Genomic DNA, 23,881 nt, shown 5'->3' on the forward strand with positions numbered 1-23,881 from the left:
AGCGCGGCGAGGCGTGCCCGGCGGTGGGCCCGTAAGGTGTTCGCCGTGTCCTACACCGGTCCCGGCTTCGAACCGCCCCACCCCCGCCGCTCCCGTCTCCGCCGCCCCCTGGTCGTGGCGGTCGCCGCGCTGGTGCCGGGGGCGTTGGCCGGGTGGTTGGTGTACGCGGCGGTGGGCGACGGCGGCGGGGATGAGGGGCGGGCCGCGGTGGCGTCCTCGGGGGCGCCGACAGCCGGGGGAACCGTTTCCTCCGCGGCGCCCTCACCCTCGTCCTCATCCTCGTCCTCGTCCTCTGGCGGGCCGGATGACCAGAAGGCCCCCAGCCCCACCCCTGCCACCCCCACCCCCGACCAGTCCGCCTCCGGCCCCCTCAAGGGCAAGGTCGTCGTCATCGACCCGGGGCACAACCCCGGCAACTTCCAGCACACGTCGGAGATCAACCGCACGGTGGACATCGGCACCGGGCGCAAGGAGTGCGACACGACCGGCACTTCCACCAACGACGGGTACGCCGAGGCCCGGTTCACGCTGGACGTCTCACGGCGGCTGCGGGAGCTGCTGGAGGCGCAGGGCGCCACGGTGAGGCTGACGCAGGACGAGGACCGGGCGTACGGGCCCTGCATCGACGAGCGGGCCCGGATCGGGAACGAGGCGGGCGCCGACGCCGTGGTGTCGGTGCACGCCGACGGGTCGGGGGCCGGGAACCGCGGGTTCCACGTGATCCTGCCCGCGGTGGTCCAGCGAGGCGCCGCCGACACGCGCGCCATCGCGGCGCCGTCCCGGGAGCTGGGTGAGCGCATCGCGGGGAACTTCGTACGGGTCACCGGCAGCGCGCCCGCCAACTACGTCGGCGGCGGTACCGGACTGGTCACCCGTGACGATCTCGGCGGTCTCAATCTGTCAACGGTTCCCAAGGTGTTCATCGAGTGCGGCAACATGCGCGATAGCAAGGACGCGGCACTGCTGACCAGCGGGGCCTGGCGGCAGCGGGCCGCGCAGGGGATCTCTGAGGGAATCGTGAGTTTCCTGCGCGGGTAGTGATCAGCGCGCGCATCCCGGCGGACAGCGTTCGGGAGCGGACGATAGTCTCGGCCCTACGATGTGGGGCCACCCCCGCGCTTCACACCACGGCCGCACGGCGACATGGTGTCAGCGACGCCTCCACGATGACGAGACGACTGACGAAGGACCTGAAGTGAATATCCGCTCCCTCACTAGAGGCGACGGCGTGGTGATCGGAGCAGCGGTATTGCTGTTCATCGCGTCGTTCCTCGATCTGTACTCGATCGACGGGGCCCCTGACAGCTTCGACGTTCCCAGCCTCTGGAGCAGCGGGCCGGTCCTGCTCGGGGTCGTGCTGGCGGGGATCATCGGCGCCGTGCTCATCGTCGTCGCCCGGGGCCTGCCGCAGGCGCCGAAGGTCGCCGGGCTCGACCTGGCCCAGTTCGGCATCGCCCTCACGGTGTTCGCCGCCTGGAGCGCGCTCGGCAACATCTTCGACCCGGCCGGTGGCGCCGACAACTTCGAGGGCGGCGGTGACGGCCCCGACTCCGGCACCGGTCTGATCCTCGCGCTGATCGCCACCCTGGTGATGGCCGCCGCGGCGGTCGCCACCCCGCTGGTCCCGGCGCTGAAGGCCGCCCTCCTCGGCGCCCCGCGCCCGGCCGCCCCGCAGCCGCCCTACGGCGGCGCCCAGCCGCCCAGCGGCTACGGCTACCCCGGCGCCCAGCAGCAGCCGCAGCCGTACGGCGGTCAGCCGCAGCCCGGCGCGCCCGGCCAGCCCTTCGGCGGCGGTCAGCCCGCGGCCCCGCAGCCGCAGGCCGCCGCGCCGCAGCCGCCCGCCGGTGACTTCTCGCCGTTCTGGTTCGCCGTGCCGGTGCCGCGTCCGCTGTTCGCGGAGGACGGCTCGCAGACGACGATCGCCGAACTCGCGCCGGGCACCTGGTACCTGGCCGTCGAGCAGCGCGGTCCGGCCCTGGTCGCCCAGACGCAGGACGGCCGCCGTGGCGTCCTCCAGGACACCAGCGGCATCCAGCGCGGCTGACGTACCACGCGTCACCTCCCGCGGCCCCTCGCCCTTCCGGGCGGGGGGCCGTTGTGCGTGCGGCGCCGCTCAGCGGAAGATCGCCACCGGCTCCAGGGTCAGCTCGCCGCGCGTGCGGTCCCAGGTCCACACCTTGCCCAGGCAGCGGGCCCGGAACTCGCCGCTGAAGTACTCCTCGCCCCGGAACCCCTCGCGCAGCCCCTCGGCCTCGCAGTAGACCCGGACCCGCGCGGTCGAGCCGTCGCCGCCGTAGGGGGCGCGCAGTTCGATGGCGCCGTCCTCCCTGCGGTGGGCCGAGAACAGTCCGGTGACCGACACGAAGGACGACATGACGGCGGTCAGCGGCACCCCCTCGGCGGGGTCCCCGAGGGCGTCCCTGAGGTCCCGGTTGGGCGTCAGCACGCCGGTCGTCAGGTCGACGTCGACGACGACGTCCTCGTTGCGCATGGTGTCCATCAGCAGCCGTATCACCGTGATGGGCGTGCTCTGCTGGATGTAGGCGGTGACGCGTTCCCGGGTGACGTCCCGGGCCGCCCGGCCGCCGCCGAAGCCGAGCCTGCCCAGCACGTGCACCCCGCTGGTGACGTTGGTGCGGTCCGCGACCTCCTGTTCGAGCGCGGCGGAGAAGCCGCCCGTCTGGTACAGGTCCATGACCCGGTTGTCGTGCAGGAACAGGCACATGCCGTACCCGGTGCGCGCGCCGCGGCGGCGTCGGCGCCCGAGGCCGAGGCGGAGCAGCGCGTACCGGGCGAGCACGGCGAGCGAGGCCGCCGTCACCGCCCAGACGACCAGCCACGGCCACCACAGACCCCACCACTGACCGTCAGTGACACCCACGGATCTCCTTGAACGCGTCTGAGAGGGAGGAGGGGTTCGCGTCGACCATCCGCCCGCCGGTCGCGGCGGCGGCCCGCTCCAGCGCGGCGGCGTCGGCCTCCCCGAAGTGGACGGTGAAGGTGGGCACGTCGGCCGCCGCGTCGCCGAGTCCGCGGTGGCGGCGCCGGAACTCCTCGTACCCGATGCCGGTGTTGTTCTCGCCGTCCGTCATCAGCACGATGGCGACGGGGCGTCCTGGCTGTTCGTGGGCGGCGGCCGTGGCGGTGCGGTAGCCGTGGTCGAGCGCGGTCCACACGGCGGTGGCGTCGTCGTAGCCGCCCTCGGCGACGGTCCGTTGGAGCGAGCGCAGGTCGGCGTCGCCGCGCACGGTGACGGTACGTTCCTCCAGGACCCGCCCGCCGAACCGGACGACGGTGAGGCGCTCGCCGCGGTAGAAGCGGGCGAACTTGCCGGTGGCGGTGCGGTCGGCGCCGCTGAGCCCGGCGAACGCGGCGCGCAGGTCGGCCATGCGGGCGCCGCGCATGGAGGTGGAGAAGTCCAGCACGAACACCACCTGGTCGGCGCTCTGGCGGGTGGGGTCGCCGTAGTCGGTGACGAGGCGTTCGACGATGGCGAGGCGGTCGGGGAAGGAGAGCGCGTTGCCGACGTCGGCGCGCAGTTCGGGCGCGGGCGTCACGTCCTGGTTGACGGGGCGGCGGTGGGTGTCGGTCATCAGGGCGCGCTGGGCGTCGGCGCCGAGCAGCCACTCGACGACCTTCTGGTACGCGGAGCGCTGGTCCTCGTCGAGGAGGAGCAGCGGGAAGTCGGAGAGCACCATGCCGTCGTCGGGGTGGACGATCTCCAGGGGGTGGCGGAGCTTCCCGGAGGCGTTGAGGGAGAGCAGTTCGGACTCGTGGGCGATGAGGGCGTTGGCGTCGTCCTGGTGGGCGGGGTAGTCGGCGGTGAGCTGGCGGGAGCTGGCGGCGGTGAGGGTGTGGCCGGAGCGGAAGCCGCGCAGGCGGTCGCAGGTGACGTCCTGTTCGCGCAGGGCGGTGCCGGTCCCGGCGGCGGCGGTGGCGACGCCGACGAGGGCGGCGCGGCCGGTGTCGCTGACCCGCGGGTCGGCCATGCCGAAGCGGACGGTGCCGTCGGCGGCGGCGTCCGCGACGTCGGCCCAGGAGACCCGGCCGCCGGGGGCGTCCTCGCGCAGCCGGGTCGCGGTGCCGGGGGCGAGGCCGACGACGACCGGGGAGCGCATGATCGGCGTGGACTCGGGGCGGGTGCGGCCCTCGTCGCGCAGCCGCAGCAGATAGGAGCGGTCGGAGGCGAGCCAGGCCAGGTCGTACGCCGTCCGCCCCGTCCCGGCGAGGTCGGCGGTGGCCTCGTACGTCATCTCCAGCTTGACGCCGGTGTCGTCCTCCAGGTCGTCCAGCAGGGGTGCGACGTCGGCGAGTTCGGGGCTGGCGATGACGCGCAGGGTGGTGTCCTCGTCGCCGGAGGCGCAGGCGGTGAGGGCGGCGGGGGCGGTGGCGAGCAGCAGGACGGCCAGGGCGAGGCGCGGCAGGGCGCGGCGCGGCAGGGCCCTCATGAGGCGTCCCGTACGGGTGGGACGCAGTCGCCGACGTAGTCGATGATCTCCTCCAGGACCTCCAGGTCGGGTTCGTACACCTTCGACTGGTCGGGGTTCGGGGCCGGGGCCTGGATGCCGTGGTCGCGCAGGTAGGCGTTGAGCTGTTCGCTGGTGCCGTCCTCGCCGGAGAAGCGGACGCGGAAGCCGAGTTCGATGGCGCGGCGGCGCAGTTCCGGGTCCTGCTCGATCAGCCGGACCAGCCGGTCGCCGTCGTCCGTGAGGCCGATGAGCTGGGGTTCGGTGAGGGCGTAGGGCGTGGGGTAGAGCAGGACGCGCTGGTCGTCCTGGGTGCCGTACCGGTCGTGGTGGGCTATCTGGTGGGCCAGGTACTGGTGTTCGTAGATCACGGAGATCGGGGCGATGCTCTCGCCGATGTCGGAGAAGTAGCTCTCGGCCTGTTCGTCGGCCCACATGCCCTGGAGGCTGATGAGAGGTTTGATCCTCCGGCCCACGGCACGTACCTCGGCGGCGCGGCCGGCCTCGTCGGTGTGTTCCGCGCCGGGGGTGCTGTTGCCGTTGGCGACGAACGCCAGGATGCTCAGGTAGGTGCCCGCGGCGTTGGACTCGCAGACGTTGGACGTGCGCACCAGGACGCGTCCGCTGTTGCTGCGGCCGGTGAGTTCGTCGTAGCCGATGCCGTTCCAGTGGTCGGCGTCGGCGTCCTCGCCGTCGTGGTGGGCGGGGGGTCCGTCCGCGCCGTCGAGGAGGTGGGTGAACTTCGTCATGTCGAGGTCGTAGTAGAGGGACTTGGCGCCGTTCTCGGCGGGCTGCCGGTGGGCGACGCCCGCGCGGACCAGGGTCTCGGCGTAGCCGCGGAAGGTGGCGAGGACCAGGGGGGTGACGAAGGGCCGTACCGAGCGCACCGAGCGGTCCTGGCGGTCCAGGATGAGTTTGGCGGCGGGCTGTCCGGAGGGGAAGACGACGTCCATGCCCTTCAGGGACTGGGTGGCGATGCCGCGGGAGCCGAGCCGTCGGACGTCCACGCGCAGGCCGTGCTCCAGTAACAGGCGCTGCACCTCGGGGTCGCGGAAGTAGTCGCTCTTGGAGGCCATGCGGGCGTCGATGGTGGTGATGGTCTCGAAGGGGCGCAGGGTGTTCCCGGTGACGAGCAGGGAGATCAGTCCGGCCAGCGCGAGCGGCAGCGCCACGGCGACGTGGCGGGGGATCTGGCGGCGGGTCCGGCGCTGGCGGGTGGCGAGCCGCGGTTCCCCCAGGGTGGTGGCTGCGCTCGGATCGTCGGGCACCGGCTCTCCTGACTCTTCAGGGGGCAGGATCATCAGCGACCACGTCTAACGTCAACCCCCGGAAGAATGAACTCCATTGAAACCAGGGGTGAACTACCGGCGCGGGGGCGCGCCGGTTTCAGGGGGCGTGCGCTGGCTACCCGGAGGGCATGTCCCCTCGATATCACGCTGGTTCACAGGCAGGCCGGGTGATAGCGGTCGTCGCCGACATCATGGCGTTGATCCTCGGCCTGTGGATCCTGATGTATCTGCTGGACGCGAACCGCGCGAACGACTTCGTGCAGTTCATCCATGACGCGGCCCGCTGGCTCGCGGGCTGGTCACACGACCTGTTCACCTTCGACGAGGAGTGGGCGCGGGTGGTGTGCGGCTACGGCCTCGCCGCGGTCGTCTACCTGTTCGTGGGGCACGCCCTCGCGGGCCGGATCTACCGCCGCTCCTGACGCTCCCGGGAGACGGGCCGCCGTCAGCAGCAGTCCGTCTCCGCGTCGTCCAGGCCGCGCGGCAGGTGGTCGCCGCCGAAGACCGCGCAGGTGGCCTCGTCGCCGCCGAGCGCGGCCACGGCGAGCAGCAGTGAGCCCGCCGTCCAGGTGGTCAGCTCCTCGGGCCAGACGACCTCGTCGTCGAAGACGAGGCCGGTCCAGTACAGCCCGGAGGCGGGGTCGCGCAGGTGCTGGATGGACTGGAGTATCTCCAGCGCCCGGTCCGACTCGCCCACCGCCCACAGCGCGAGGGCGAGTTCGGCGGACTCGCCGCCGGTCACCCACGGGTTGGGGACGACGCAGCGGACGCCGAACCCGGGCACGACGAAGCGGTCCCAGCCCTCCTCGATCCGCTCCTTGGCCTCCGCGCCGGTCAGCGCGCCGCCGAGGACGGGGTAGTACCAGTCCATGGAGTAGCGGGACTTGTCGAGGAACCGCTCCGGGTGCCGCCGGATCGCGTGCCGCAGCGTGCCGAGGGCCAGTTCCCAGTCGGGCTGGGCCTCCTCGCGCTGCTCGGCGATGGCGAGGGCGCAGCGCAGGGCGTGGTGGACGGAGGAGGAGCCGGTCAGCAGGGCGTCGGTGGTGGCGGTGCCGTCGTCGTCGCGGCGCCAGCCGATCCGGCCGTCCGGCTGCTGGAGGGCGAGCACGAACTCGACGGCCGCGTAGACGGTGGGCCACATGCGGTCGAGGAAGGCGTCGTCGCCGGTGGCGAGGTAGTGGTGCCAGACGCCCACGGCCACGTAGGCGACGAAGTTGGTCTCGCGGCCCCGGTCGGTGACGGCGTCCGCGTCGCCGTCGGCGTAGGCGGCGTACCAGGAGCCGTCGGCGTTCTGGTGCCGCCGCAGCCACGCGTAGGCCCGCTCGGCGGCCTCGTGCTCACCGGCGGCGTCCAGGGCCATGGCGGCCTCGGTGTGGTCCCAGGGGTCGAGGTGGTGTCCCCGGAACCACGGTATGGCGCCGTCCGCGCGCTGTACGGCGAGCAGGGCGCGTACGGTCGCGGCGGCCTCGTCGGCGGTGAGGACGCCGGGCAGGACGAGGTGGTCGGTGCGGGGGGTGGTCACCGCGCGTCCGCCTCGGGCACGCGGGGCAGGTGCGGCTTGGTCGCGTAGGCCACGAAGCTCTTGCCGATCAGCGGGTTGAGGGCCTGTTCGGCGACCCGGGTGGCGAGCGGCTTCTTCATGATGTCCCAGACCAGCAGCTTGTGGTACGCCCGCACCGGCAGCGCCTTGTCGTTGTCGACGCCGAACGCGCACTTCAGCCACCAGTACGGGGAGTGCAGGGCGTGGGCGTGGTGGGTGCCGTAGGGGCGCAGCCCGGCCTCGCGCATCTTCGCGAGGAGTTCGTCGGCCCGGTAGATGCGGATGTGGCCGCCCTCGACCTCGTGGTAGGCGTCGGAGAGGGTCCAGCAGACCTTCTCGGGGCCGTAGCGCGGGACGGTGACGGCGATCCGGCCGCCGGGCCTGAGGACCCGGACCATCTCGGCGAGGACGCCCTTGTCGTCGGGGATGTGCTCCATCACCTCGGAGATGATGACGACGTCGAAGGACTCGTCGGGGAAGGGCAGCGCGAGCGCGTCGCCCTCCATGGCGGTGGCGGTGGCCCCGGCGGGCGCCTCCCCGGCCTCCTTCATCGCCGCGAACCACTTGGCGACCTCGCGGATCTCCTCGCCGTTCTGGTCGAGGGCCACGACGTGCGCGCCGCGCCGGTAGCACTCGAAGGCGTGCCGTCCCGCTCCGCAGCCGAGGTCCAGGACACGGTCCCCCGGGGCGAGCGGGAACCGGGTGAAGTCGACGGTCAGCACGTGGCCCTGCTTTCGGGTGAGACGCCGGTGGTGGTGGGGGTGGGCGCGGGGGCGCCGGTGGCGCGGGCGATCGCGGCACGGTAGTGGGCCACCGTGCCCTGCGCGGCGCGGGCCCAGGTGAAGTGGTCCAGGACGCGTTCCCGGCCCGCGGCGCCGAGGCGGGCGCGCAGCTCGGGGTCGGCGAGCAGGCGGCGGAGCCCGGCGGCGAGGGCGTCCGGGTCGCCGGGGGGTACGGCGAGGCAGGTGTCGCCGTCGCGTCCGGCGACCTCGGGGATGGCGCCGCCGGTGGTGGCGAGCAGCGGGGTGCCGGTGGCCATGGCCTCGGCGGCGGGCAGCGAGAACCCCTCGTACAGCGAGGGCACGCAGGCGACCTGCGCCGAGCGCACCAGGTCCACGAGTTCGGCGTCGGAGATGCCCTTGACGAACTCGACGGCGCCTTCGAGGCCGTACCGCTCGACGGCGCGGGCGACGGGGCCGCCCTCGGGGCGCTTGCCGACGACGACGAGGTGGGCGCCGGGGTGCTCGGTGCGGACCTTGGCCAGCGCCTCGACGAGGAAGACCAGGCCCTTGAGGGGGACGTCGGCGCTGGAGGTGGTGACGATCCGGCCGGGCACCTTCGGCACCGACGGGTCGGGCGAGAACAGGTCGGTGTCGGCGCCGATGTGCACGACGTGGACGCGGTCCTCGCGGACGCCGAGGTGTTCGACGATCTCGGCGCGGGAGGTGCCGGAGACGGTGAGCACGGAGGGCAGTCGGCGGGCGACGCGCTTCTGCATCCGGGTGAAGGCGTACCAGCGCCGCACGGACCAGCGGCGGGCGCGGCTGGTGGCGGCGTCCAGTTCCAACCGCCGGTCCACGGTGATGGGGTGGTGGACGGTGGTGACGAGCGGGGCGCCGAGGTCGCCGAGGAGGCCGTAGCCGAGGGTCTGGTTGTCGTGGACGACGTCGAAGTCGCCGCGGCGGGCGCGCAGGTGGCGGCGGGCGCGCAGCGAGAAGGTGAGCGGCTCGGGGAAGCCGCCGGTCCACATCGTGCCGACTTCCAGGGCGTCGATCCAGTCGCGGTACTCGTCGCGGCCCGGGGTGCGGAAGGGGTCGGGCTGGCGGTAGAGGTCAAGACTGGGCAGCTCGGTGAGGGTCAGGCCGTCGTGGCCCTCGTCGAGGACGGGGTAGGGCTGGGCGCCGATGACCTCGACGCGGTGGCCGAGGCGGGCCAGTTCGCGGGAGAGGTGCCGGACGTAGACGCCCTGGCCGCCGCAGAACGGGTTGCCCTTGTAGGTGAGGAGTGCGATGCGGAGCGGTCGCAAGCCGTCGGCTGCCAGGTCTGCCAGGTGGTCTGCCAGGTCCTGGCGGGGACCCGCCTGACTGGCCTCAGCGGTCACTCTGGGCCCCCTTCTCCCTGCACTGCGCGAGCCTACGTCGAGACGCTAATCTAGAACAAGTTTCAGACTTGATCGTTCGGAAGCTCCGAATCTACCGGCAGGTAGGGGTGCTGTGACCAGTGGATCAGGTGATTCGCGCCACGGCGGGGCAGGGCGGAGTGGGCAGGGTGGAGAAGGTGGCCAAGGCGGCCGGAGCGGACGCCGTCCCCGGCGTCGGCGGGGCGCGCCCCGAGGCGCCGCCGCTCACCGAACGGCAGGCGGCCCGGCGCCGCCGCATCCTGCACGCGACGGCACGGTTGGCCAGCCGGGGCGGCTTCGACGCGGTGCAGATGCGGGAGGTGGCGGAGTCCTCACAGGTGGCCCTCGGCACGCTCTACCGCTACTTCCCCTCCAAGATCCACCTGCTGGTGGCGACGATGCGGGACCAGTTGGACCACATGCACGCCACCCTGCGCAAGAAGCCCCCCGCGGGTGACACGGCGTCCGAGCGGGTCGCGGAGACGCTGATGCGCGCCTTCCGCGCCCTCCAGCGCGAGCCGCACCTCGCCGACGCGATGGTCAGGGCGCTGACGTTCGCGGACCGCGGCGTGAGCCCGGAGGTGGACCAGGTCTCCCGCCAGACCACGGCGATCATCCTGGACGCCATGGGCCTTGAGACCCCGCCCACCGCCGACCAGCTCGCCGCCGTCCGCGTCATCGAACACACCTGGCACTCGGCCCTCACCACCTGGCTCTCGGGCCGCGCCTCCATCGCCCAGGTCAGAATCGACATCGAAACAGCGTGCCGCTTGATCGACCTGACGGAACCGGCGGCGCCCTGAGCGGGCGGGACATGGGGCGACCTACGAGGCGGGTTCCCTTCGCCGGTATTGTCCGGATCAGGTTGCTGGGGGTCGCCTTTCGGGCGTTCGCCTCGCGGCTGGCGCCCTCCGGGCCTCTCAGCCCGACCGTCGACGTCGGCACCAGCGGATACCCGTACTGCTCGGTGTCGCGCCAGAGTCGGCTACTCCGGTCGAACTCCCTCACTCGTCTCGCAGGTCTTGTAAATAGGGTAAATCCGGCATTGCGGTGAGCGCTAGTCCTCTGGCGGCAAAAATCCTCCGCCGCGGCGGCGGTCTCCTACCAGGCGCTGTAGGCGACCGGCGGGAGGCGCGCCGACTACGGCCCGGTAGCATGGGCCGGTCGTCATCACACCCGTACGGGGGGAAGCCGGTGCAATTCCGGCGCTGACCCGCAACCGTGAACCGCCCATCCGAGAAAGGGCGGTGAGCCGGACTGCCCCGGACGGAAACCGTGACCGGCTCAAGCGCACCGGCGTCCCGCGGGTGCGCGGCACCGTCGAGGCATACGGAGCCGAGCCGCCGGGGGTGTCCCCTGCTGCCCGGCTGCCCGCGCAGCACAGAGAGGCACCCGCCGATCATGAACTTCCGCCGCAGCGCAGCGGTCCTGGCCGCCGCCGCCCTGACCGGCGCCGTCGCGGCACCGGTCGCGCACGCCGCCGACCCGTCGCCGTCCGCCTCGCTGCCCGCCGCCCTGTACGGCACCGCCGACCCCACCTACGACGGCGTCTGGCGGCAGTCCCTGGCGCTGCTCGCCCAGGACACCGTGGGCGTCACCCCCGCCGCCGAGGCCGTGACGTGGCTGACCGGACAGCAGTGCGCCGACGGCTCCTTCGCGCCGTACCGGGCCGACACCGGCGAGGAGTGCGACGCCAAGACCGCCGTCGACACCAACAACACCGCCGCCGCCGTCCAGGCCCTCGCCGCCCTCGGCGGGCACGACGCCGTGACGACGAAGGCCGTCGGCTGGCTGAAGTCCGTACAGAACGCGGACGGTGGCTGGGGCTACACCCCCGGCAGTCCCAGCGACGCCAACTCCACCTCCGTCGTCATCGGCGCCCTCGCCGCCGTCGGCGAGAAGCCCGGCGAGACCGTCAAGGGCGGCAAGTCGCCGTACGACGCCCTGTTGGGCCTCTCCCTGCCCTGCGGCGCGGACGGCGGCGGCGGCGCCTTCGCCTACCAGCCCGACGAGAAGGGCAAGCTCGCCGCCAACGACGACGCCACCGCCGCGGCCGTCGTCGGCGCCCTCGGCAAGGGCCTGACCGGCGCCTCCCCGAAGCCGGACGGCACCGAGCCGACCTGCGCGAAGGCCACCGGCCCCGAGCAGGCCGCGCGGAACGGCGCCGCGCACCTCCTGGCCGCCCTCGGCAAGGAGGGCCACCTGATGTCCGCGCTGCCCGGCGCCGAGGACCAGCCCGACTACGGCAACACCGCCGACGCCGTCCTCGCCCTCGCCACCGCCGGGCACGCCGACGAGGCCGCCGACGCGATGCGCTGGCTCGGCGCCCACTACCAGGGCTGGGCCAAGCAGTCCGGTCCCGCCGCGTACGCGCAGCTCATCCTCGCCGCCGACGCGGCCGGGTTCGACGTCCACGACTTCGGCGGCAGCGGCGACGACCTGGTGGAGCGGCTGAACGCGACGGGTCCGGCGCCGAAGGCCACGGAAGCCGCGACCGAGGCGAAGGACGAGGCCGAGGCCGAGGACGACGACTCCGGGTTCGGGGTGTGGTGGACCGTCGGCGTCTTCCTCGTCGCCGGGATCGGCATCGGCTTCCTGATCAGCGGCCGCAGGAAGTCGCAGCCGTGATACCGCGCCGTCAGCGTGCCGTCGCCCTGCCCGCGCTCGTCCTCGCCGCGCTGCTGACCGCGCTCGTGGCCGCCGCGTCCCCGGCGTCGGCCACGGGCTACCGCTACTGGTCGTTCTGGGAGCGCCAGGACGGCCGGTGGACCTACGCCAGCCAGGGCCCGTCCCAGGTCCGGCCCGCTGACGGCGCCGTGCACGGCTTCCGGTTCGCCGTGAGCGAGGACTCCGCGGACGCCGCCCAGCCGCGCGGCACGGCGGACTTCACCGCGATCTGCGGCGCGACGCCCAAGCGGGCCGACCGCAAGCGGATCGCCCTCGTCCTGGACTTCGGCACGAGCGCCGACGCCCCCTCCGGCGAGACCCCGCCCGCCCGCCGCACGGTCTGCGCCAGCGTCGCCCCCGACGCCAGCACGGCCGAGGCCCTCGCCGTGGTGGCGAAGCCCCTGCGCTACGACACCAACGCGCTGCTGTGCGCGATCGCCGGGTACCCGCAGCGGGGCTGCGGCGAGCAGACAGCGACCGGCGACGACCACGGCAAGGGCGGCGGCGGTACGGAGACCGACGAGGGGCCCTCGCTGGGGCTGCTCGCGGGCGGTGCCGTCGTCGCCGTGCTCGCCGCGGCGGCGGTGTGGCAGGTCCGCCGCCGTGGGTGAGCGGGCCGCCGTCCACCCCGGGGCGTGGTGGCTGTGGTCCCTCGCCCTGGGGACCGCGGCGACCCGCACCACCAACCCGCTGCTGCTCGCCCTGCTCGTCGCCGTCTCCGCGTACGTCGTCGCGGCCCGCCGCCCGGACGCGCCCTGGGCGCGGTCCTACGGCGCGTTCGTGAAGCTGGCGCTGGCCGTGCTGGCGATCCGGCTGGTGTTCGCGGTGGCCCTCGGCTCCCCCATCCCCGGCACCCACGTCCTGGTCACGCTGCCCGAGGTCCCGCTGCCCAACTGGGCGCAGGGCATCCGGCTCGGCGGCCGGGTGACCGCGGAGGCGGTGGTGTTCGCGCTGTACGACGGGCTGCGGCTGGCCACCCTGCTGGTCTGCGTCGGCGCCGCGAACGCCCTCGCCAGCCCGACCCGGCTGCTGAAGTCGCTGCCGGGCGCGCTGTACGAGATGGGTGTCGCGGTGGTCGTCGCGCTCACCTTCGCGCCGCACCTCATCGCGGACGCCCGGCGGTTGCGTGCCGCCCGGCGGCTGCGCGGGCGCCGGGACACGGGGGTGCGGGGGCTGCTGCACGTCGGGCTGCCGGTCCTGGAGGGCGCCCTGGAGCGCTCGGTGGCCCTCGCCGCCGCGATGGACGCCCGCGGCTACGGCCGTACCGCCGCCGTCCCCGCCGCGGTGCGCCGTACGACGGCCACGCTCACCCTCGGCGGACTGCTCGGCGTCTGCGCGGGCACGTACGGGGTGCTGACGGCGGCGGGCGGCACCTACGGGCTGCCGGTGCTGCTGGCCGGGCTCGGCGCGGCGCTGGCCGGGCTGTGGCTGGGCGGCAGGCGCACCCCGCGCACCCGCTACCGCCCGGACCCGTGGGGCGCGCGGGCCTGGCTGGTCGCCGGTTCCGGGGCCGCCGTCGCCGCGCTGCTGGTGCTGGCCGGGAGCCGGGACCCGGCGGCGCTGCGGCCCGGGGTGGTCCCGCTGACCGCGCCGGAGCTGCCGCTGTGGCCCGCCGCCGCCGTACTCGTCGGGCTGCTCCCGGCGTTCGCCACCCCCGCGCCGGAACCGGTGCCCGCCCCCGTACCCGACAAGGAGCCGTCGTGATCCGCTTCGAGGACGTGACCGTCACCTACGACGGCGCCGCCGAACCGGCCGTGCGCGGCCTGGACTTCGAGGTGCCGGAGGGCGAACTCGTCCTGCTGGTCGGCCCGTCCGGCGTCGGCAAGTCGACCGTGCTCGGCGCGGTGAGCGGGCTCGTCCCGCACTTCACCGGCGGCACCCTGCGCGGCCGGGTCACGGTGGCGGGCCGCGACACCCGCACCCACAAGCCGCGCGAACTGGCCGACGTGGTGGGCACGGTGGGCCAGGACCCGCTGGCGCACTTCGTGACGGACACCGTCGAGGACGAACTCGCCTACGGCATGGAGTCCCTCGGCCTCGCCCCGGACGTGATGCGGCGCCGGGTGGAGGAGACCCTGGACCTGCTGGGCCTCGCCGACCTGCGGAACCGGCCCATCGCCACGCTCTCCGGGGGGCAGCGGCAGCGGGTGGCGATCGGCTCGGTGCTGACGCCGCACCCGCGCGTGCTGGTCCTCGACGAGCCGACGTCGGCCCTCGACCCGGCCGCCGCGGAGGAGGTCCTCGCGGTCCTCCAACGGCTCGTGCACGACCTCGGTACGACGGTCCTGATGGCCGAACACCGGCTGGAACGGGTCGTCCAGTACGCCGACCAGGTGCTCCTGCTGCCCGCCCCGGCCACGGCACCGGTGCTCGGCGCCCCGGCCGAGGTGATGGCCGTCTCGCCGGTGTTCCCGCCGGTGGTGGACCTGGGCCGGTGGGCGGGCTGGTCCCCGCTCCCCCTGACGGTCCGCGACGCCCGCCGCCGCGCGGGGGCCCTGCGGGACCGGCTGGGGGACGCGGAACCCGCGCCCACGGGGGCCCTGCGGGCCGGGCCGGGCGATCCGGCCTCCGGGGAGCCCCTACCCGCGCGGCCCCTTGGGGCCCGGCCGGGCGGTACGGCTCCCGCGAAGCCCATCCCCGCCGGCGCGCCGGATGCCGCACCCCCCGTCAGCCGTCCCACCCTCCGCTCCCTGCTACGGCGCCGCCCGCCCGGCGACCTCCCGCAGGCGTCCCCCCGCGCCGCCGAGGTGCGCTCGCTCGCCGTCGACCGGGGGCGGGTGCGCGCCCTGCGCGGGGTGGACCTCGCCGTCGCCCCCGGTGAGACGGTCGCGCTGATGGGCCGTAACGGCGCGGGCAAGTCCACGCTGCTGTCCGCCCTGGTCGGCCTGGTCGAGCCGACGTCGGGCACGGTGCGCGTCGGTGGGGCGACCCCGCACCGGACGGCGCCACGGGACCTCGTACGCCGGGTCGGGCTCGTCCCGCAGGAGCCGCGGGACCTGCTGTACGCGGACACGGTGGCCGCCGAGTGCCGGGCCGCCGACGAGGACGCGGACGCCGCGCCGGGCACGTGCCGTGCGCTGGTGTCGGCGCTGCTGCCGGGGGTCGGCGACGGCACGCACCCCCGGGACCTGTCCGAGGGGCAGCGGCTCGCGCTCGCCCTGGCCGTCGTCCTGACCGCCCGCCCGCCGCTGCTCCTCCTCGACGAGCCGACCCGCGGTCTGGACTACGCGGCGAAGGCACGGCTGGTCGGGGTGTTGCGCGGCCTGGCGGCCGAGGGGCACGCGATCGTGCTGGCCACGCACGACGTGGAGCTGGCGGCGGAGATCGCGCACCGGGTGGTGCTGCTCGCGGAGGGCGAGGTGATCGCGGACGGCCCGACGGCCGACGTGGTGGTCTCGTCGCCCTCGTTCGCGCCGCAGGTCACCAAGATCCTGGCCCCCCGGCCGTACCTGACGGTGGCCCAGGTGAAGGAGGCCCTCGTATGACGCACCCGGACCGGCAGGCCCGCGCCGTCCGGCTCGGCCCGCGGTCGCTCGCCGCGCTGGCGCTGGTCAGCGCGGTCGGGGTGGCGGCGGTCGGCTGGCCGTTCCTCGTACCGCCGGAGTCGCAGGTCGCCGCGCACGCCAAGGACGCGCCGTGGCTGTTCGCGGGGCTGCTGGTGCTGCTCGTCGCGGTGGTCGCGGCGACGATCGCGGAGTCCGGGCTGGGCCCGAAGGCGGTGGCCATGCTCGGCGTGCTGGCGGCGACGGGCGCGGCGCTGCGGCCGATCGGCGCGGGCACGGCGGGCATCGAGCCGATGTTCTTCCTGATGGTGCTCAGCGGCCGGGTCCTCGGCCCCGGGTTCGGTTACGTGCTGGGCTCGGTGACGATGTTCGCCTCCGCGCTGCTCACCGGCGGGGTGGGGCCGTGGCTGCCGTTCCAGATGCTGTCCATGGGCTGGTTCACGATGGGCGCGGGCCTGCTGCCGGGCCCGGACCGGCTGCGCGGCCGGGCGGAGCTGGCGCTGCTCGCCTGCTACGGCTTCCTGGCCGCCTTCGCCTACGGCACGGTGATGAACCTGGCGGGCTGGACGTTCATGGACACCAACGCCTCCACCATCGCCTTCGACGCCGACGCCGGGGTGGCCGCCAACCTGGCCCGGTTCGTCGCCTACTGCCTGGCGACCTCGCTCGGCTGGGACCTGGGACGCGCCCTCGTCACCGTCGTACTGACCCTCGTCCTCGGTCCGGCGGTGCTGCGGGCGCTGCGGCGGGCGACGCGGCGGGCCGCTTTCGAGGCGCCGGTCACATTCGACGCACCCGCCGGGTAGGGGCGCGCGCACGGGCGGTTACTTACGTGGTGAACCACCCCACATGACCCAGATCACTCACTACGCCCCTTAGTAGCCGATTCGTCGTGACATGAACCGGACATTACTCGCGCTGACCTGCGCTTTGAGAGCCAGGTCACAGAGCGGAAGATCGGAGCGTATGCGACCACAACTAGTAAAAGGGGTCATTGCGGACCCCTGCCCGGCCTGCTTCTCTGGATGACGTCGCACGGCGCCGAGGTGCCCCCACGGGCCCGGCGCCAGCGCATGTCCCCGCCCCGCACCGCGTGGTTCCGACATGCCGCCGACACCACCGTCCCCGAAGAAAAGGTTCACTGTGCCCGCCACCTTCATCCGTCGTGCCGCCGCCCCCAAGAAGGCCCTCACCGGTCTCGCCGTCGCCGCCGCCACCGCCGGTATGGCGCTGACGGCCGCCCCGGCCCACGCGGCGACCACCTCCTCGGCCGCCAGCGCCCAGGCGATCGCGAAGCAGATGATCCCGGACACCGCGCAGTACAACGCGTTCAGCAAGATCGTCCAGCACGAGAGCGGCTGGGACGTCGACGCCACCAACGCGTCGTCCGGCGCCTACGGCCTGGTCCAGGCCCTGCCCGGCTCGAAGATGGCCTCCGCCGGGGCCGACTGGAAGACCAACGCCAAGACCCAGATCAAGTGGGGTCTGAACTACATGAACGAGCGCTACGGCAGCCCGGTCGGCGCCTGGAACTTCTGGCAGGCCAACGGCTGGTACTGAGCGGCACCCACGCTGCGAGCGGCCCCTTGATACGAAGGCGGCGGCCCCCGATCCCCGGGCCGCCGCCTTCACCCGTGTCCGGCCCCGTCACGCGCTGACCTGAAGCCGACGGGTCTTCGACCTACTTCACTCCCCTCACTCCCCTCACTCCCCTCACTCCCCTTACTCCCCGTCGAGCCCGTCCCGCACGAGTTCCCGCGCCACCCGCGCCCGCGCCCCGGCGAGTTCGGCGGCGATACGGCCCTCGCGGGCGCCGTCCGTCACCACGGTGCCGGTCTCGGGACGGATGCGCAGCAGGTACTCGCGGCGCAGATGGGTCGGCGGGTGGGTGGAGTCGACACTGTGGCCGCGCAGTGCGCCGACGCGCCGCCGACGCTCGTACTCGGACTCCGGCACCTCGGCCGCGTACGCGGCGAGCGCCTCCCAGAGCCCCGCGCTCGCCGCCTCGGCGCCCCGGCGGCCCCGCCCGTTCATGCGCCGGGAGTTGATCTCGCGGCGCAGGGCGATCTCCACCGGGTCCGCCACCAGCAGCCGGTCCATCAGACCCACCGCGGCCCCGGTGGAACCGGCGCGCGCCGCCGCGGAGTCGGCCAGGTACTCGCCGCGCTGGGAGGCGCGCAGGGCGACCAGGTCGAGCAGCGTGAGCAGGGCGCCGGTGGCGAGGCGGAACGGGAGCGCGACCAGGTTGGTGAGCACCTCGAAGAAGGTGCCGGGGTGCCGGTAGGGCAGGAAGTAGTCGTGCCAGACGGTCAGTGACCGCAGGGCGGACCCCACGACCAGACCGTGCCGGGTGTCGCCGTTGACGAAGTGGCCCAGCTCGTGCCCGAGCAGGGCGACGCGCTCGTCGGGGGTGAGCACCTCCCACAGCGGCACGCCCAGCGTCAGCATCCGCCCCCGTACGCCGAGGGTCATCACCGAGGCGTTCAGCTCGGCGTCGACGACGATGGCGTCGACGCTCCGGGTGCCCACCGCGCGGGCCACCTCGTCGACGAGCGCGAACAGTTCGGGCGCGTCGGCGCGCCGCAGCACGATGCCGTCCCGGGGCAGCCGCCCCAGCCGGGGCCGCAGCGTCCAGGCCACCCCGAGGGCCAGCACCCCGCCGACGACCCCCCAGAACCCCGACCCGCTGACCAACGACACCACACCGCCCACCGCCAGCACGACGGTGACCGCGTGCACGGCGAGGGCGATCCCGTAGGACAGCACCCCGAAGACGTCCCGCACGGGGCGCACCCCGTCCTCCGTGAGGTCGGCGAGCAGTCGCTCCCCGTGCCGCCGCGCCAGCCTCCGCCGGACCCGCTCCCCCCGCCCGGCGGGCTCGTCCGGCCCGCCCTCCGGATCGACGTTCCAGCCGCACCCGGCACACCACGCGGTGAACCGCTCGTGCACCGGCAACGAGCCCCCACACTCAGGGCACGCCCGCAGCGCCCCCTCCCCCACGGCACGCACCCGCACGCCCTCCCCACCCTCGGCCCTCTCCCAGGCCCCCTGCACATGACAACCAGAGCTGATCACGCCCCCGGTCCCCACGTAAAGCACACGCCGGTACCGGTTCCCGCGCCGTTCACTCCGCCGCCACGTACCGCCCCTCCGCCGACGCCGACGACGGGCCGCCGCCCTTGCCCGCCCCGTCCCCGCGGGGCTCCGGACGGGCGCGGGGCCCCTGGAACGCGTACGACAGGGCGAAGCCCGCCGCTACCACCGCCGCGCCGCCCGCCGCGTCGAGGACCCAGTGGTTGCCGGTGGCGACGATGGCGGAGCAGGTGAGGAGGGGGTGGAGGAGGCCGAGGGCCTTCATCCAGGGGCGGGGGGCGACGATGGCGATGATCACGCCGCACCACAAGGACCAGCCGAAGTGCAGGGACGGCATCGCCGCGTACTGGTTGGTGAGGGCGGTCAGGGTGCCGTAGTCGGGCTGGGAGAAGTCCTGGACGCCGTGGACGGTGTCGATGATGCCGAGGCCCGGCATCAGGCGGGGCGGGGCGAGCGGGTAGAGCCAGAAGCCGACCAGGGCGAGCAGGGTGGTGAGGCCGAGGGTGGAGCGGGCCCAGCGGTAGTCGACGGGGCGGCGCCAGTACAGGACGCCGAGGACCGTCAGCGGGACGATGAAGTGGAAGGACGTGTAGTAGAAGTCGAAGAACTCCCGCAGCCAGTCCACCTTCACCACGGCGTGGTTGACCGCGTGCTCGATGTCCAGGCCGAGCAGCCGCTCCAGGTCGAGGATCTGCTCGCCGTGCGCCTCGGCCCGCTCCCGGCCCCCGGAGATCGTGCCGCCGGTCGCCGCCAGCCGGACCTGGGAGTAGGCGGCGTAGGTGACCCGTATCAGCAGCGCTTCCAGGAGCAGGTTCGGGCGGGTCAGGACCCGGCCGAGGAACGGCAGCAGGGGGACGCGGCTCCAGCGGGCGGGGACGGGGTCGGCGTACGGCGTGGGGATCGGGTCGCGGTAGTAGGGCGAGGTGCGCGGCAGGAACGGGACGGCCGTCGCGGCGGCCAGCGCGGCCAGCAGGACGGCGTTGTCGCGCAGCGGGTACAGCGACGCCATCTCCGGCAGCAGCCACCTCGCGGGCAGCGTCATCACCACCAGGACCGCGACCGGCCAGACCAGCCGGTCCGAGGCGCGCTTGCCGACCCGGCCGACGACCGCCAGCAGCACCCACAGGAGCTGGTGCTGCCAGGCGGTCGGGGCCGCGACGATCGCCGCGCACCCGGTGACCGCGACCGCGAGGAGCAACTGGCCGTCGTGGGCGTAGCGGACGGCGCGGCGCAGGGCGAGGACCGCGACCGCCGCGCCCAGCACCAGGAAGACGACGGTCTCCGGCCACCCGGTCAGGCCGAGCCGCAGCAGCGCGCCGTGCAGGGACTGGTTGGCGAGCGCGTCCGCGCGCCCGCCGAGGCCGACGCCCGCGAGGTGGTGGACCCAGTAGGTGGACGAGTCGTGCGGCAGCGCCGCCCACGCCAGCGCCGTACACCCGGCGAACGTGGCGCCGAGCGACGCGGCGGCCCGGCGCCGTCCGGTCCACCACAGCAGCGCGGCGAAGAGCAGCAGCGTCGGCTGGAGCGCGGCGGCCACGCCGATCAGCGCGCCGCTGGCCCGCTGGCCGCGCACGGCGAAGCAGCCGAGGAGGACGAGCAGGACCGGCAGGATGCTGGTCTGGCCGAGCCAGAAGGCGTTGCGCACCGGCAGCGACAGCATCAGCAGGCAGATCGCGACCGGCGCCGCGAACAGCGAGGTGCGGCGGCTCACCGGCTGCGGCAGCGCGCGGGCGGCGACCAGGCCGAGCGCGGCGACCAGCAGCAGCGTGCCGAAGGTCCAGCCCCAGCCGAGGGCCTGTTCCGCCGAACGGGTGAGTGGCTTGAGGACGAGCCCGGCGAAGGGGGTGCCGGTGAAGCGGGTGGAGTCGTAGAGGGAGCCCGTGACGTGCAGGACTCCGTGCGGTCCGACCCAGGTCTCCAGGTCGGTCAGCCGCTCCCCGCGCGGCGTGCTCAGGACGACGGCGATCTGCCGTACGGCGAGGACGGCGGCCACCGCCCACAGGCCCGCGCGAGCCAGCCGCAGCCGCGCTCCGGGCGTGCCCACGGCCGTCGCTCCGAGCGGCTCCGGCGGTCTTCCGCCGCGTTCCACGTTCGCCACGCCTAGTCGGCCCTCCCGCCCCGTCCGTCCCGAGCGTCGTCCCGTGTTCCCCAGGGAGGAGACGCAGGCCATCCCCTCTTCACCTGACGGCCCATCTTCCCTTGTCCAGAAGACGATAGTGCGGGCGGGATTGGGTTGCTTCCACTCGGCGCGATCTCGATCACACGTGGCGCACGGGCGGGACTACACTCGTTAGGGAAACTAGTTAGCGGTTCTAAGAAGGCATACGAGAGGCAGAGCGTATGAGCGAGTCGCAGACCTGGGACGCCGTCGACGAGTACTTCACCGGCCACCTCTCCCCCGACGACGAGGCGCTCCGGGCGGCCCTGCGCGACAGCCAGGCGGCCGGGCTCCCGGAGGTCAACGTCACCGCCACCCAGGGCAAGTTCCTCCACCTGCTGGCCACGGTCCAGGGCGCCCGCACCGTCCTGGAGATCGGCACCCTCGGCGGCTACAGCACCATCTGGCTGGCCCGCGCCCTGCCCGCCGACGGCAGGCTCGTCTCCCTGGAGTACAGCCCCCGGCACGCCGAGGTCGCCGTGCGCAACATCGCCCGCGCGGGTCTGGACAAGGTCGCCGAGGTGCGGGTCGGACCGGCGCTCGAGTCGCTGCCCCAGCTCGCGGACGAGAACCCGCCGCCCTTCGACCTGGTCTTCATCGACGCCGACAAGGCCAACAACGAGCGGTACCTGGAGTGGGCGCTCAAGCTGACCAGCGCGGGCAGCCTCATCGTCGTCGACAACGTCGTCCGGGGCGGGCGGGTGGCCGACCCCGGCAGCACCGAGGCCGACGTGCGCGGCACCCGCGCCGCCATCGAACTCATCGGCTCGCACCCCCGCCTCGACGGTACGGCGCTCCAGACGGTCGGCGCCAAGGGGTACGACGGCTTCGCGCTGGCCCGCGTGCTGGGCTGAGCGGCGGCGGGGCCGTCCCGTGCGCGGGTCGGGTCACACCTCGTGGTAGAAGCCCACGTTGACGGTGCGCGGGCCGGTCCGGTCCTGGATGACCAGCTCGCCGCCCGCGCCCCGGGGCAGCGGCACCGTACCGCCGTAGCCGAGCGGCTGGGCGTGCTGGCCGACCGTCAGCCGGACCTCGGAGGACGGGTCGGGCTGGGAGCCGCGCAGCCAGGTCACCTGCCAGGCGCCGTCCGGGCCGCACACGAACTCCAGATGCACACGGGAGACGAACAGCCAGTCCTGCGGCGTCGTCAGACGGCACACGGCCCGGTCCCTGCCCACCCGCAGCACGGCGCCCGGCTCGCTGGGCGCGTCGGCCATCAGCATCCCGGCCGTGGCACCCTCGTCCGCCCCGGAGACGGTGGCCATGGTGAGTTCGAGCACGTGCGCTCCTCGTGAGGTGTTCTGCCGCCGCGGCGGGAGACGTCGGACGTCCAACTGCGGCGCCCCACGGGGACGTACCGCCGCCAGATGATAAAACGCCCGGCCCGGTCCCGTCCGGCACAATGGGGCCATGACCGAGCGAAAGCCACCGGGTGTGCCGTTCGAGTCCTGGGTGGACAAGCAGATTCAAGAAGCCCAGGCGCGCGGCGACTTCGACCGGCTGCCCGGCGCGGGGAAGCCGCTGCCGGACCCGGCGGGGGCGGCGTACGACGAGAACTGGTGGATCCGGCAAAAGCTCGCCCGTGAGGGCGTCTCCGTGCTGCCGCCCGCGCTGGAGCTGCGCAAGCAGGCGGAGGACGCGCTGGAGGCGGCGCTGAACGCCCCTTCGGAGCGGGTCGTCCGGAAGATCATCACAGACGTCAACGCCCGCATCCGCGACATGCTGCTCAAGCCGCCGCCCGGCCCCCCGCTGGGCCGTAGGCCGTACGACGTCGAGGACGTGGTACGGCGGTGGCGGGAGGGCCGGGCGGCAAGCTGACGCCCCTAAGGGCCGGGATCTACTGGTGCAGGAGCCGGTCCGCCAGTTCGCGGTAGTCCCGCAGCGCCAGCCGGAGTTGTTCGGTGTCGGCGGTGGTCGTGCGGTCCTCGTCGGTCTCCTGCCAGGACTTCCGCAGCGTACGGCGCCGCTGGGTGACGGCGTCGGCGAAGCGGGCGGCGATCTCCTCCAGCGCGTGGTCCGCCTCCTCGACGGCGGACCGGGGCCCGTCCACGAACCCGGTGACGGCGTGCTGCATACGCCGGGAGAGCTGCTCGCTCTCCTCGTGGGGGAGCAGCGGCGTGGCCGGGTGGGGGGTGCCGGTGGTGCCGTGGGCCGCGGGGCCGCCCCGCGTCCCGGGCGCACCCGGCGTCCCCGTGGCCCCTTCCGCCACATGGGCCGCGTGTGTCTCCGTCACCCCGCGCGTCTCCGCCGTGGCCATGCCGCGCCCCGTGACGTCCTCGCGGCGCCCGGGGCCGCGGTCGGGGTTCTCGTCGAACGTGCCGGTCGGCCGTGTCGCGTCGGACATGTCCTCAACTCCCCTTCGGATGACGCCTGCCGAAGGCCAACGGCAGGTGCGCGCGGCCACCGGTCCTGGCCGGGGCGGCGGTCCGCCCGTCACGGTCACCGGTGCCGGTGCGGCGGTCCTGGCGGGACGGGGCCACCAGGTCCTCGAACAGGGCGCGGGCCTCGACCATGGCCTCGCGCATCTCCTCCGTGGCGGCGCCGTTCCCCGCCCCGTCGACGGGCGTACGGGCGACGCGGTGCACCCGCCGGTAGCCGTGCACGTGGTGCGCGTGGTGCACGGACAGCGCGGCGAGCTGCTCCTCGTACTGCCCGCCCTCGGGGAAGCCGCGGGCCGCGGCCAGCTCCGCGAGCAGCCGGTCCGCCTCGCCCACCGCGTCCCGCGGCGAGTCGACGAACCGCTCCTGCGCCGCCGTCCAGCGGGCCTCGAACTGCTGCCGCTGGGCGGGTTCCAAGGGCCGTTCGCGCAGGTCGCCGTGGCGCTCCAGGCGCTCGGCGAGTTCCCGCTCGGCCGCCTTGGCGTCCCCGTCGTGCCGCGCCACGGCACGGTCGTACTCCGGCCCGAAGCGCCGCTTGAGTGACGTACCGCCGAGCCCGCCGCCACGGGAGCGCAGGCCCCGCACGGCCACCGCGACGATCACCAGGGCCGCCACGATCACGATCAGAGCAATGATCCAGCCAGTGGACATGAATGCCTTCCGGGTTC

Annotated in this window: 23 protein-coding genes and 1 riboswitch; of the genes, 12 read left to right on the top strand and 11 right to left on the bottom strand. The window is 74.1% G+C overall.

Annotated elements, in window-relative coordinates; all coding sequences use genetic code 11:
* The first annotated feature begins 45 nt into the window (after positions 1-45).
* Both ACFQZ6_RS10770 and ACFQZ6_RS10775 read left to right on the top strand, forming a co-directional pair.
* Entirely contained in the window at positions 46-1,038 is a 993-nt protein-coding gene (locus ACFQZ6_RS10770; RefSeq protein WP_381607054.1) for an N-acetylmuramoyl-L-alanine amidase, read from the top strand.
* A 157-nt stretch (positions 1,039-1,195) separates the two neighbouring features.
* Entirely contained in the window at positions 1,196-2,044 is an 849-nt protein-coding gene (locus ACFQZ6_RS10775; RefSeq protein WP_381607056.1) for a hypothetical protein, read from the top strand.
* Positions 2,045-2,113: 69 nt separating this feature from the next.
* On the opposite strand, the gene ACFQZ6_RS10780 is transcribed toward ACFQZ6_RS10775, so the two are convergent.
* The 3 genes from ACFQZ6_RS10780 to ACFQZ6_RS10790 are packed head-to-tail and all read right to left on the bottom strand — an operon-like array spanning position 2,114 to position 5,734.
* Positions 2,114-2,881 (bottom strand): hypothetical protein, encoded by a 768-nt coding sequence (locus tag ACFQZ6_RS10780; RefSeq protein ID WP_381607057.1) that lies wholly within the window; start codon positions 2,879-2,881, stop codon positions 2,114-2,116.
* Positions 2,868-4,448, bottom strand: a complete 1,581-nt coding sequence (locus ACFQZ6_RS10785; protein ID WP_381607059.1) for a vWA domain-containing protein — start codon at positions 4,446-4,448, stop codon at positions 2,868-2,870. Before ACFQZ6_RS10785 ends, ACFQZ6_RS10780 begins: the two co-directional genes overlap by 14 nt.
* Positions 4,445-5,734 carry a hypothetical protein gene (locus ACFQZ6_RS10790; protein ID WP_381607061.1) on the bottom strand — a complete coding sequence of 430 codons (1,290 nt, stop codon included), beginning with the start codon at positions 5,732-5,734 and terminating at the stop codon, positions 4,445-4,447. Before ACFQZ6_RS10790 ends, ACFQZ6_RS10785 begins: the two co-directional genes overlap by 4 nt.
* Positions 5,735-5,883: 149 nt before the next feature.
* Between ACFQZ6_RS10790 and ACFQZ6_RS10795 the strand changes: the two genes are divergently transcribed.
* A complete protein-coding gene (locus tag ACFQZ6_RS10795; protein ID WP_381607063.1) occupies positions 5,884-6,177 on the top strand; it encodes a hypothetical protein in 294 nt (97 codons plus the stop codon).
* Positions 6,178-6,200: 23 nt separating this feature from the next.
* Here the strand turns inward: ACFQZ6_RS10795 and ACFQZ6_RS10800 are convergent, their stop codons facing one another.
* From ACFQZ6_RS10800 to ACFQZ6_RS10810, 3 genes are read right to left on the bottom strand one after another with little or no spacing between them, the layout of a single operon-like run.
* Positions 6,201-7,277, bottom strand: coding sequence for a prenyltransferase/squalene oxidase repeat-containing protein (locus ACFQZ6_RS10800; protein WP_381607065.1), 1,077 nt, complete (start codon positions 7,275-7,277; stop codon positions 6,201-6,203).
* The gene (locus tag ACFQZ6_RS10805) at positions 7,274-8,017 is read right to left on the bottom strand and encodes a class I SAM-dependent methyltransferase (protein WP_381607067.1); all 744 of its coding nucleotides are present in this window, start codon (positions 8,015-8,017) and stop codon (positions 7,274-7,276) included. The genes ACFQZ6_RS10800 and ACFQZ6_RS10805 overlap by 4 nt, the downstream gene beginning before the upstream one ends.
* Complete coding sequence (locus ACFQZ6_RS10810) at positions 8,011-9,396, bottom strand: glycosyltransferase family 4 protein (RefSeq protein ID WP_381607069.1); 1,386 nt, start codon at positions 9,394-9,396, stop codon at positions 8,011-8,013. The genes ACFQZ6_RS10805 and ACFQZ6_RS10810 overlap by 7 nt, the downstream gene beginning before the upstream one ends.
* 176 nt (positions 9,397-9,572) lie before the next feature.
* Here ACFQZ6_RS10810 and ACFQZ6_RS10815 point away from each other — a divergent pair, with 176 nt between their 5' ends.
* The 7 genes from ACFQZ6_RS10815 to ACFQZ6_RS10845 all read left to right on the top strand — a co-directional run bounded on the left by ACFQZ6_RS10815 (position 9,573) and on the right by ACFQZ6_RS10845 (position 17,144).
* A complete protein-coding gene (locus tag ACFQZ6_RS10815; protein WP_381618213.1) occupies positions 9,573-10,217 on the top strand; it encodes a TetR family transcriptional regulator in 645 nt (214 codons plus the stop codon).
* 382 nt (positions 10,218-10,599) lie between these two features.
* Positions 10,600-10,689, top strand: a riboswitch (cobalamin riboswitch).
* A 126-nt stretch (positions 10,690-10,815) separates the two neighbouring features.
* The gene (locus ACFQZ6_RS10820) at positions 10,816-12,042 is read left to right on the top strand and encodes a prenyltransferase/squalene oxidase repeat-containing protein (protein ID WP_381607071.1); all 1,227 of its coding nucleotides are present in this window, start codon (positions 10,816-10,818) and stop codon (positions 12,040-12,042) included.
* Positions 12,039-12,692: an SCO2322 family protein gene (locus ACFQZ6_RS10825; protein WP_381607073.1), complete on the top strand. Its 654-nt coding sequence runs from the start codon at positions 12,039-12,041 to the stop codon at positions 12,690-12,692. Before ACFQZ6_RS10820 ends, ACFQZ6_RS10825 begins: the two co-directional genes overlap by 4 nt.
* Positions 12,685-13,785: a CbiQ family ECF transporter T component gene (locus tag ACFQZ6_RS10830; RefSeq protein WP_381607075.1), complete on the top strand. Its 1,101-nt coding sequence runs from the start codon at positions 12,685-12,687 to the stop codon at positions 13,783-13,785. Before ACFQZ6_RS10825 ends, ACFQZ6_RS10830 begins: the two co-directional genes overlap by 8 nt.
* Positions 13,782-15,566, top strand: a complete 1,785-nt coding sequence (locus ACFQZ6_RS10835) for an ABC transporter ATP-binding protein (protein WP_381607077.1) — start codon at positions 13,782-13,784, stop codon at positions 15,564-15,566. Before ACFQZ6_RS10830 ends, ACFQZ6_RS10835 begins: the two co-directional genes overlap by 4 nt.
* Positions 15,563-16,390 carry an ECF transporter S component gene (locus ACFQZ6_RS10840; protein ID WP_381607079.1) on the top strand — a complete coding sequence of 276 codons (828 nt, stop codon included), beginning with the start codon at positions 15,563-15,565 and terminating at the stop codon, positions 16,388-16,390. Before ACFQZ6_RS10835 ends, ACFQZ6_RS10840 begins: the two co-directional genes overlap by 4 nt.
* 337 nt (positions 16,391-16,727) lie before the next feature.
* Positions 16,728-17,144, top strand: coding sequence for an aggregation-promoting factor C-terminal-like domain-containing protein (locus ACFQZ6_RS10845; RefSeq protein WP_449334073.1), 417 nt, complete (start codon positions 16,728-16,730; stop codon positions 17,142-17,144).
* Positions 17,145-17,306: 162 nt separating this feature from the next.
* Here ACFQZ6_RS10845 and ACFQZ6_RS10850 read toward each other — a convergent pair whose 3' ends face one another.
* Together ACFQZ6_RS10850 and ACFQZ6_RS10855 are read right to left on the bottom strand one after the other, a co-directional pair.
* Complete coding sequence (locus tag ACFQZ6_RS10850; RefSeq protein ID WP_381618216.1) at positions 17,307-18,533, bottom strand: M48 family metallopeptidase; 1,227 nt, start codon at positions 18,531-18,533, stop codon at positions 17,307-17,309.
* A 175-nt stretch (positions 18,534-18,708) separates the two neighbouring features.
* Positions 18,709-20,775 (bottom strand): bifunctional glycosyltransferase 87/phosphatase PAP2 family protein, encoded by a 2,067-nt coding sequence (locus tag ACFQZ6_RS10855; RefSeq protein ID WP_381607083.1) that lies wholly within the window; start codon positions 20,773-20,775, stop codon positions 18,709-18,711.
* 242 nt (positions 20,776-21,017) lie between these two features.
* Between ACFQZ6_RS10855 and ACFQZ6_RS10860 the strand changes: the two genes are divergently transcribed.
* A complete protein-coding gene (locus ACFQZ6_RS10860; protein WP_381607085.1) occupies positions 21,018-21,689 on the top strand; it encodes an O-methyltransferase in 672 nt (223 codons plus the stop codon).
* Positions 21,690-21,722: 33 nt separating this feature from the next.
* Here the strand turns inward: ACFQZ6_RS10860 and ACFQZ6_RS10865 are convergent, their stop codons facing one another.
* Positions 21,723-22,115, bottom strand: coding sequence for a hypothetical protein (locus ACFQZ6_RS10865; protein ID WP_381607087.1), 393 nt, complete (start codon positions 22,113-22,115; stop codon positions 21,723-21,725).
* A 130-nt stretch (positions 22,116-22,245) separates the two neighbouring features.
* Between ACFQZ6_RS10865 and ACFQZ6_RS10870 the strand changes: the two genes are divergently transcribed.
* Positions 22,246-22,653, top strand: a complete 408-nt coding sequence (locus ACFQZ6_RS10870) for a DnaJ family domain-containing protein (protein WP_381607089.1) — start codon at positions 22,246-22,248, stop codon at positions 22,651-22,653.
* A 19-nt stretch (positions 22,654-22,672) separates the two neighbouring features.
* Here ACFQZ6_RS10870 and ACFQZ6_RS10875 read toward each other — a convergent pair whose 3' ends face one another.
* Both ACFQZ6_RS10875 and ACFQZ6_RS10880 read right to left on the bottom strand, forming a co-directional pair.
* The gene (locus ACFQZ6_RS10875; protein WP_381607091.1) at positions 22,673-23,179 is read right to left on the bottom strand and encodes a hypothetical protein; all 507 of its coding nucleotides are present in this window, start codon (positions 23,177-23,179) and stop codon (positions 22,673-22,675) included.
* A gap of 4 nt (positions 23,180-23,183) precedes the next feature.
* Positions 23,184-23,864, bottom strand: coding sequence for a hypothetical protein (locus ACFQZ6_RS10880; RefSeq protein WP_381607092.1), 681 nt, complete (start codon positions 23,862-23,864; stop codon positions 23,184-23,186).
* Positions 23,865-23,881: the final 17 nt, after the last annotated feature.

The sequence above is a fragment of the Streptomyces flavalbus genome (genome assembly GCF_042674625.1).
Lineage (GTDB): Bacteria > Actinomycetota > Actinomycetes > Streptomycetales > Streptomycetaceae > Streptomyces > Streptomyces flavalbus.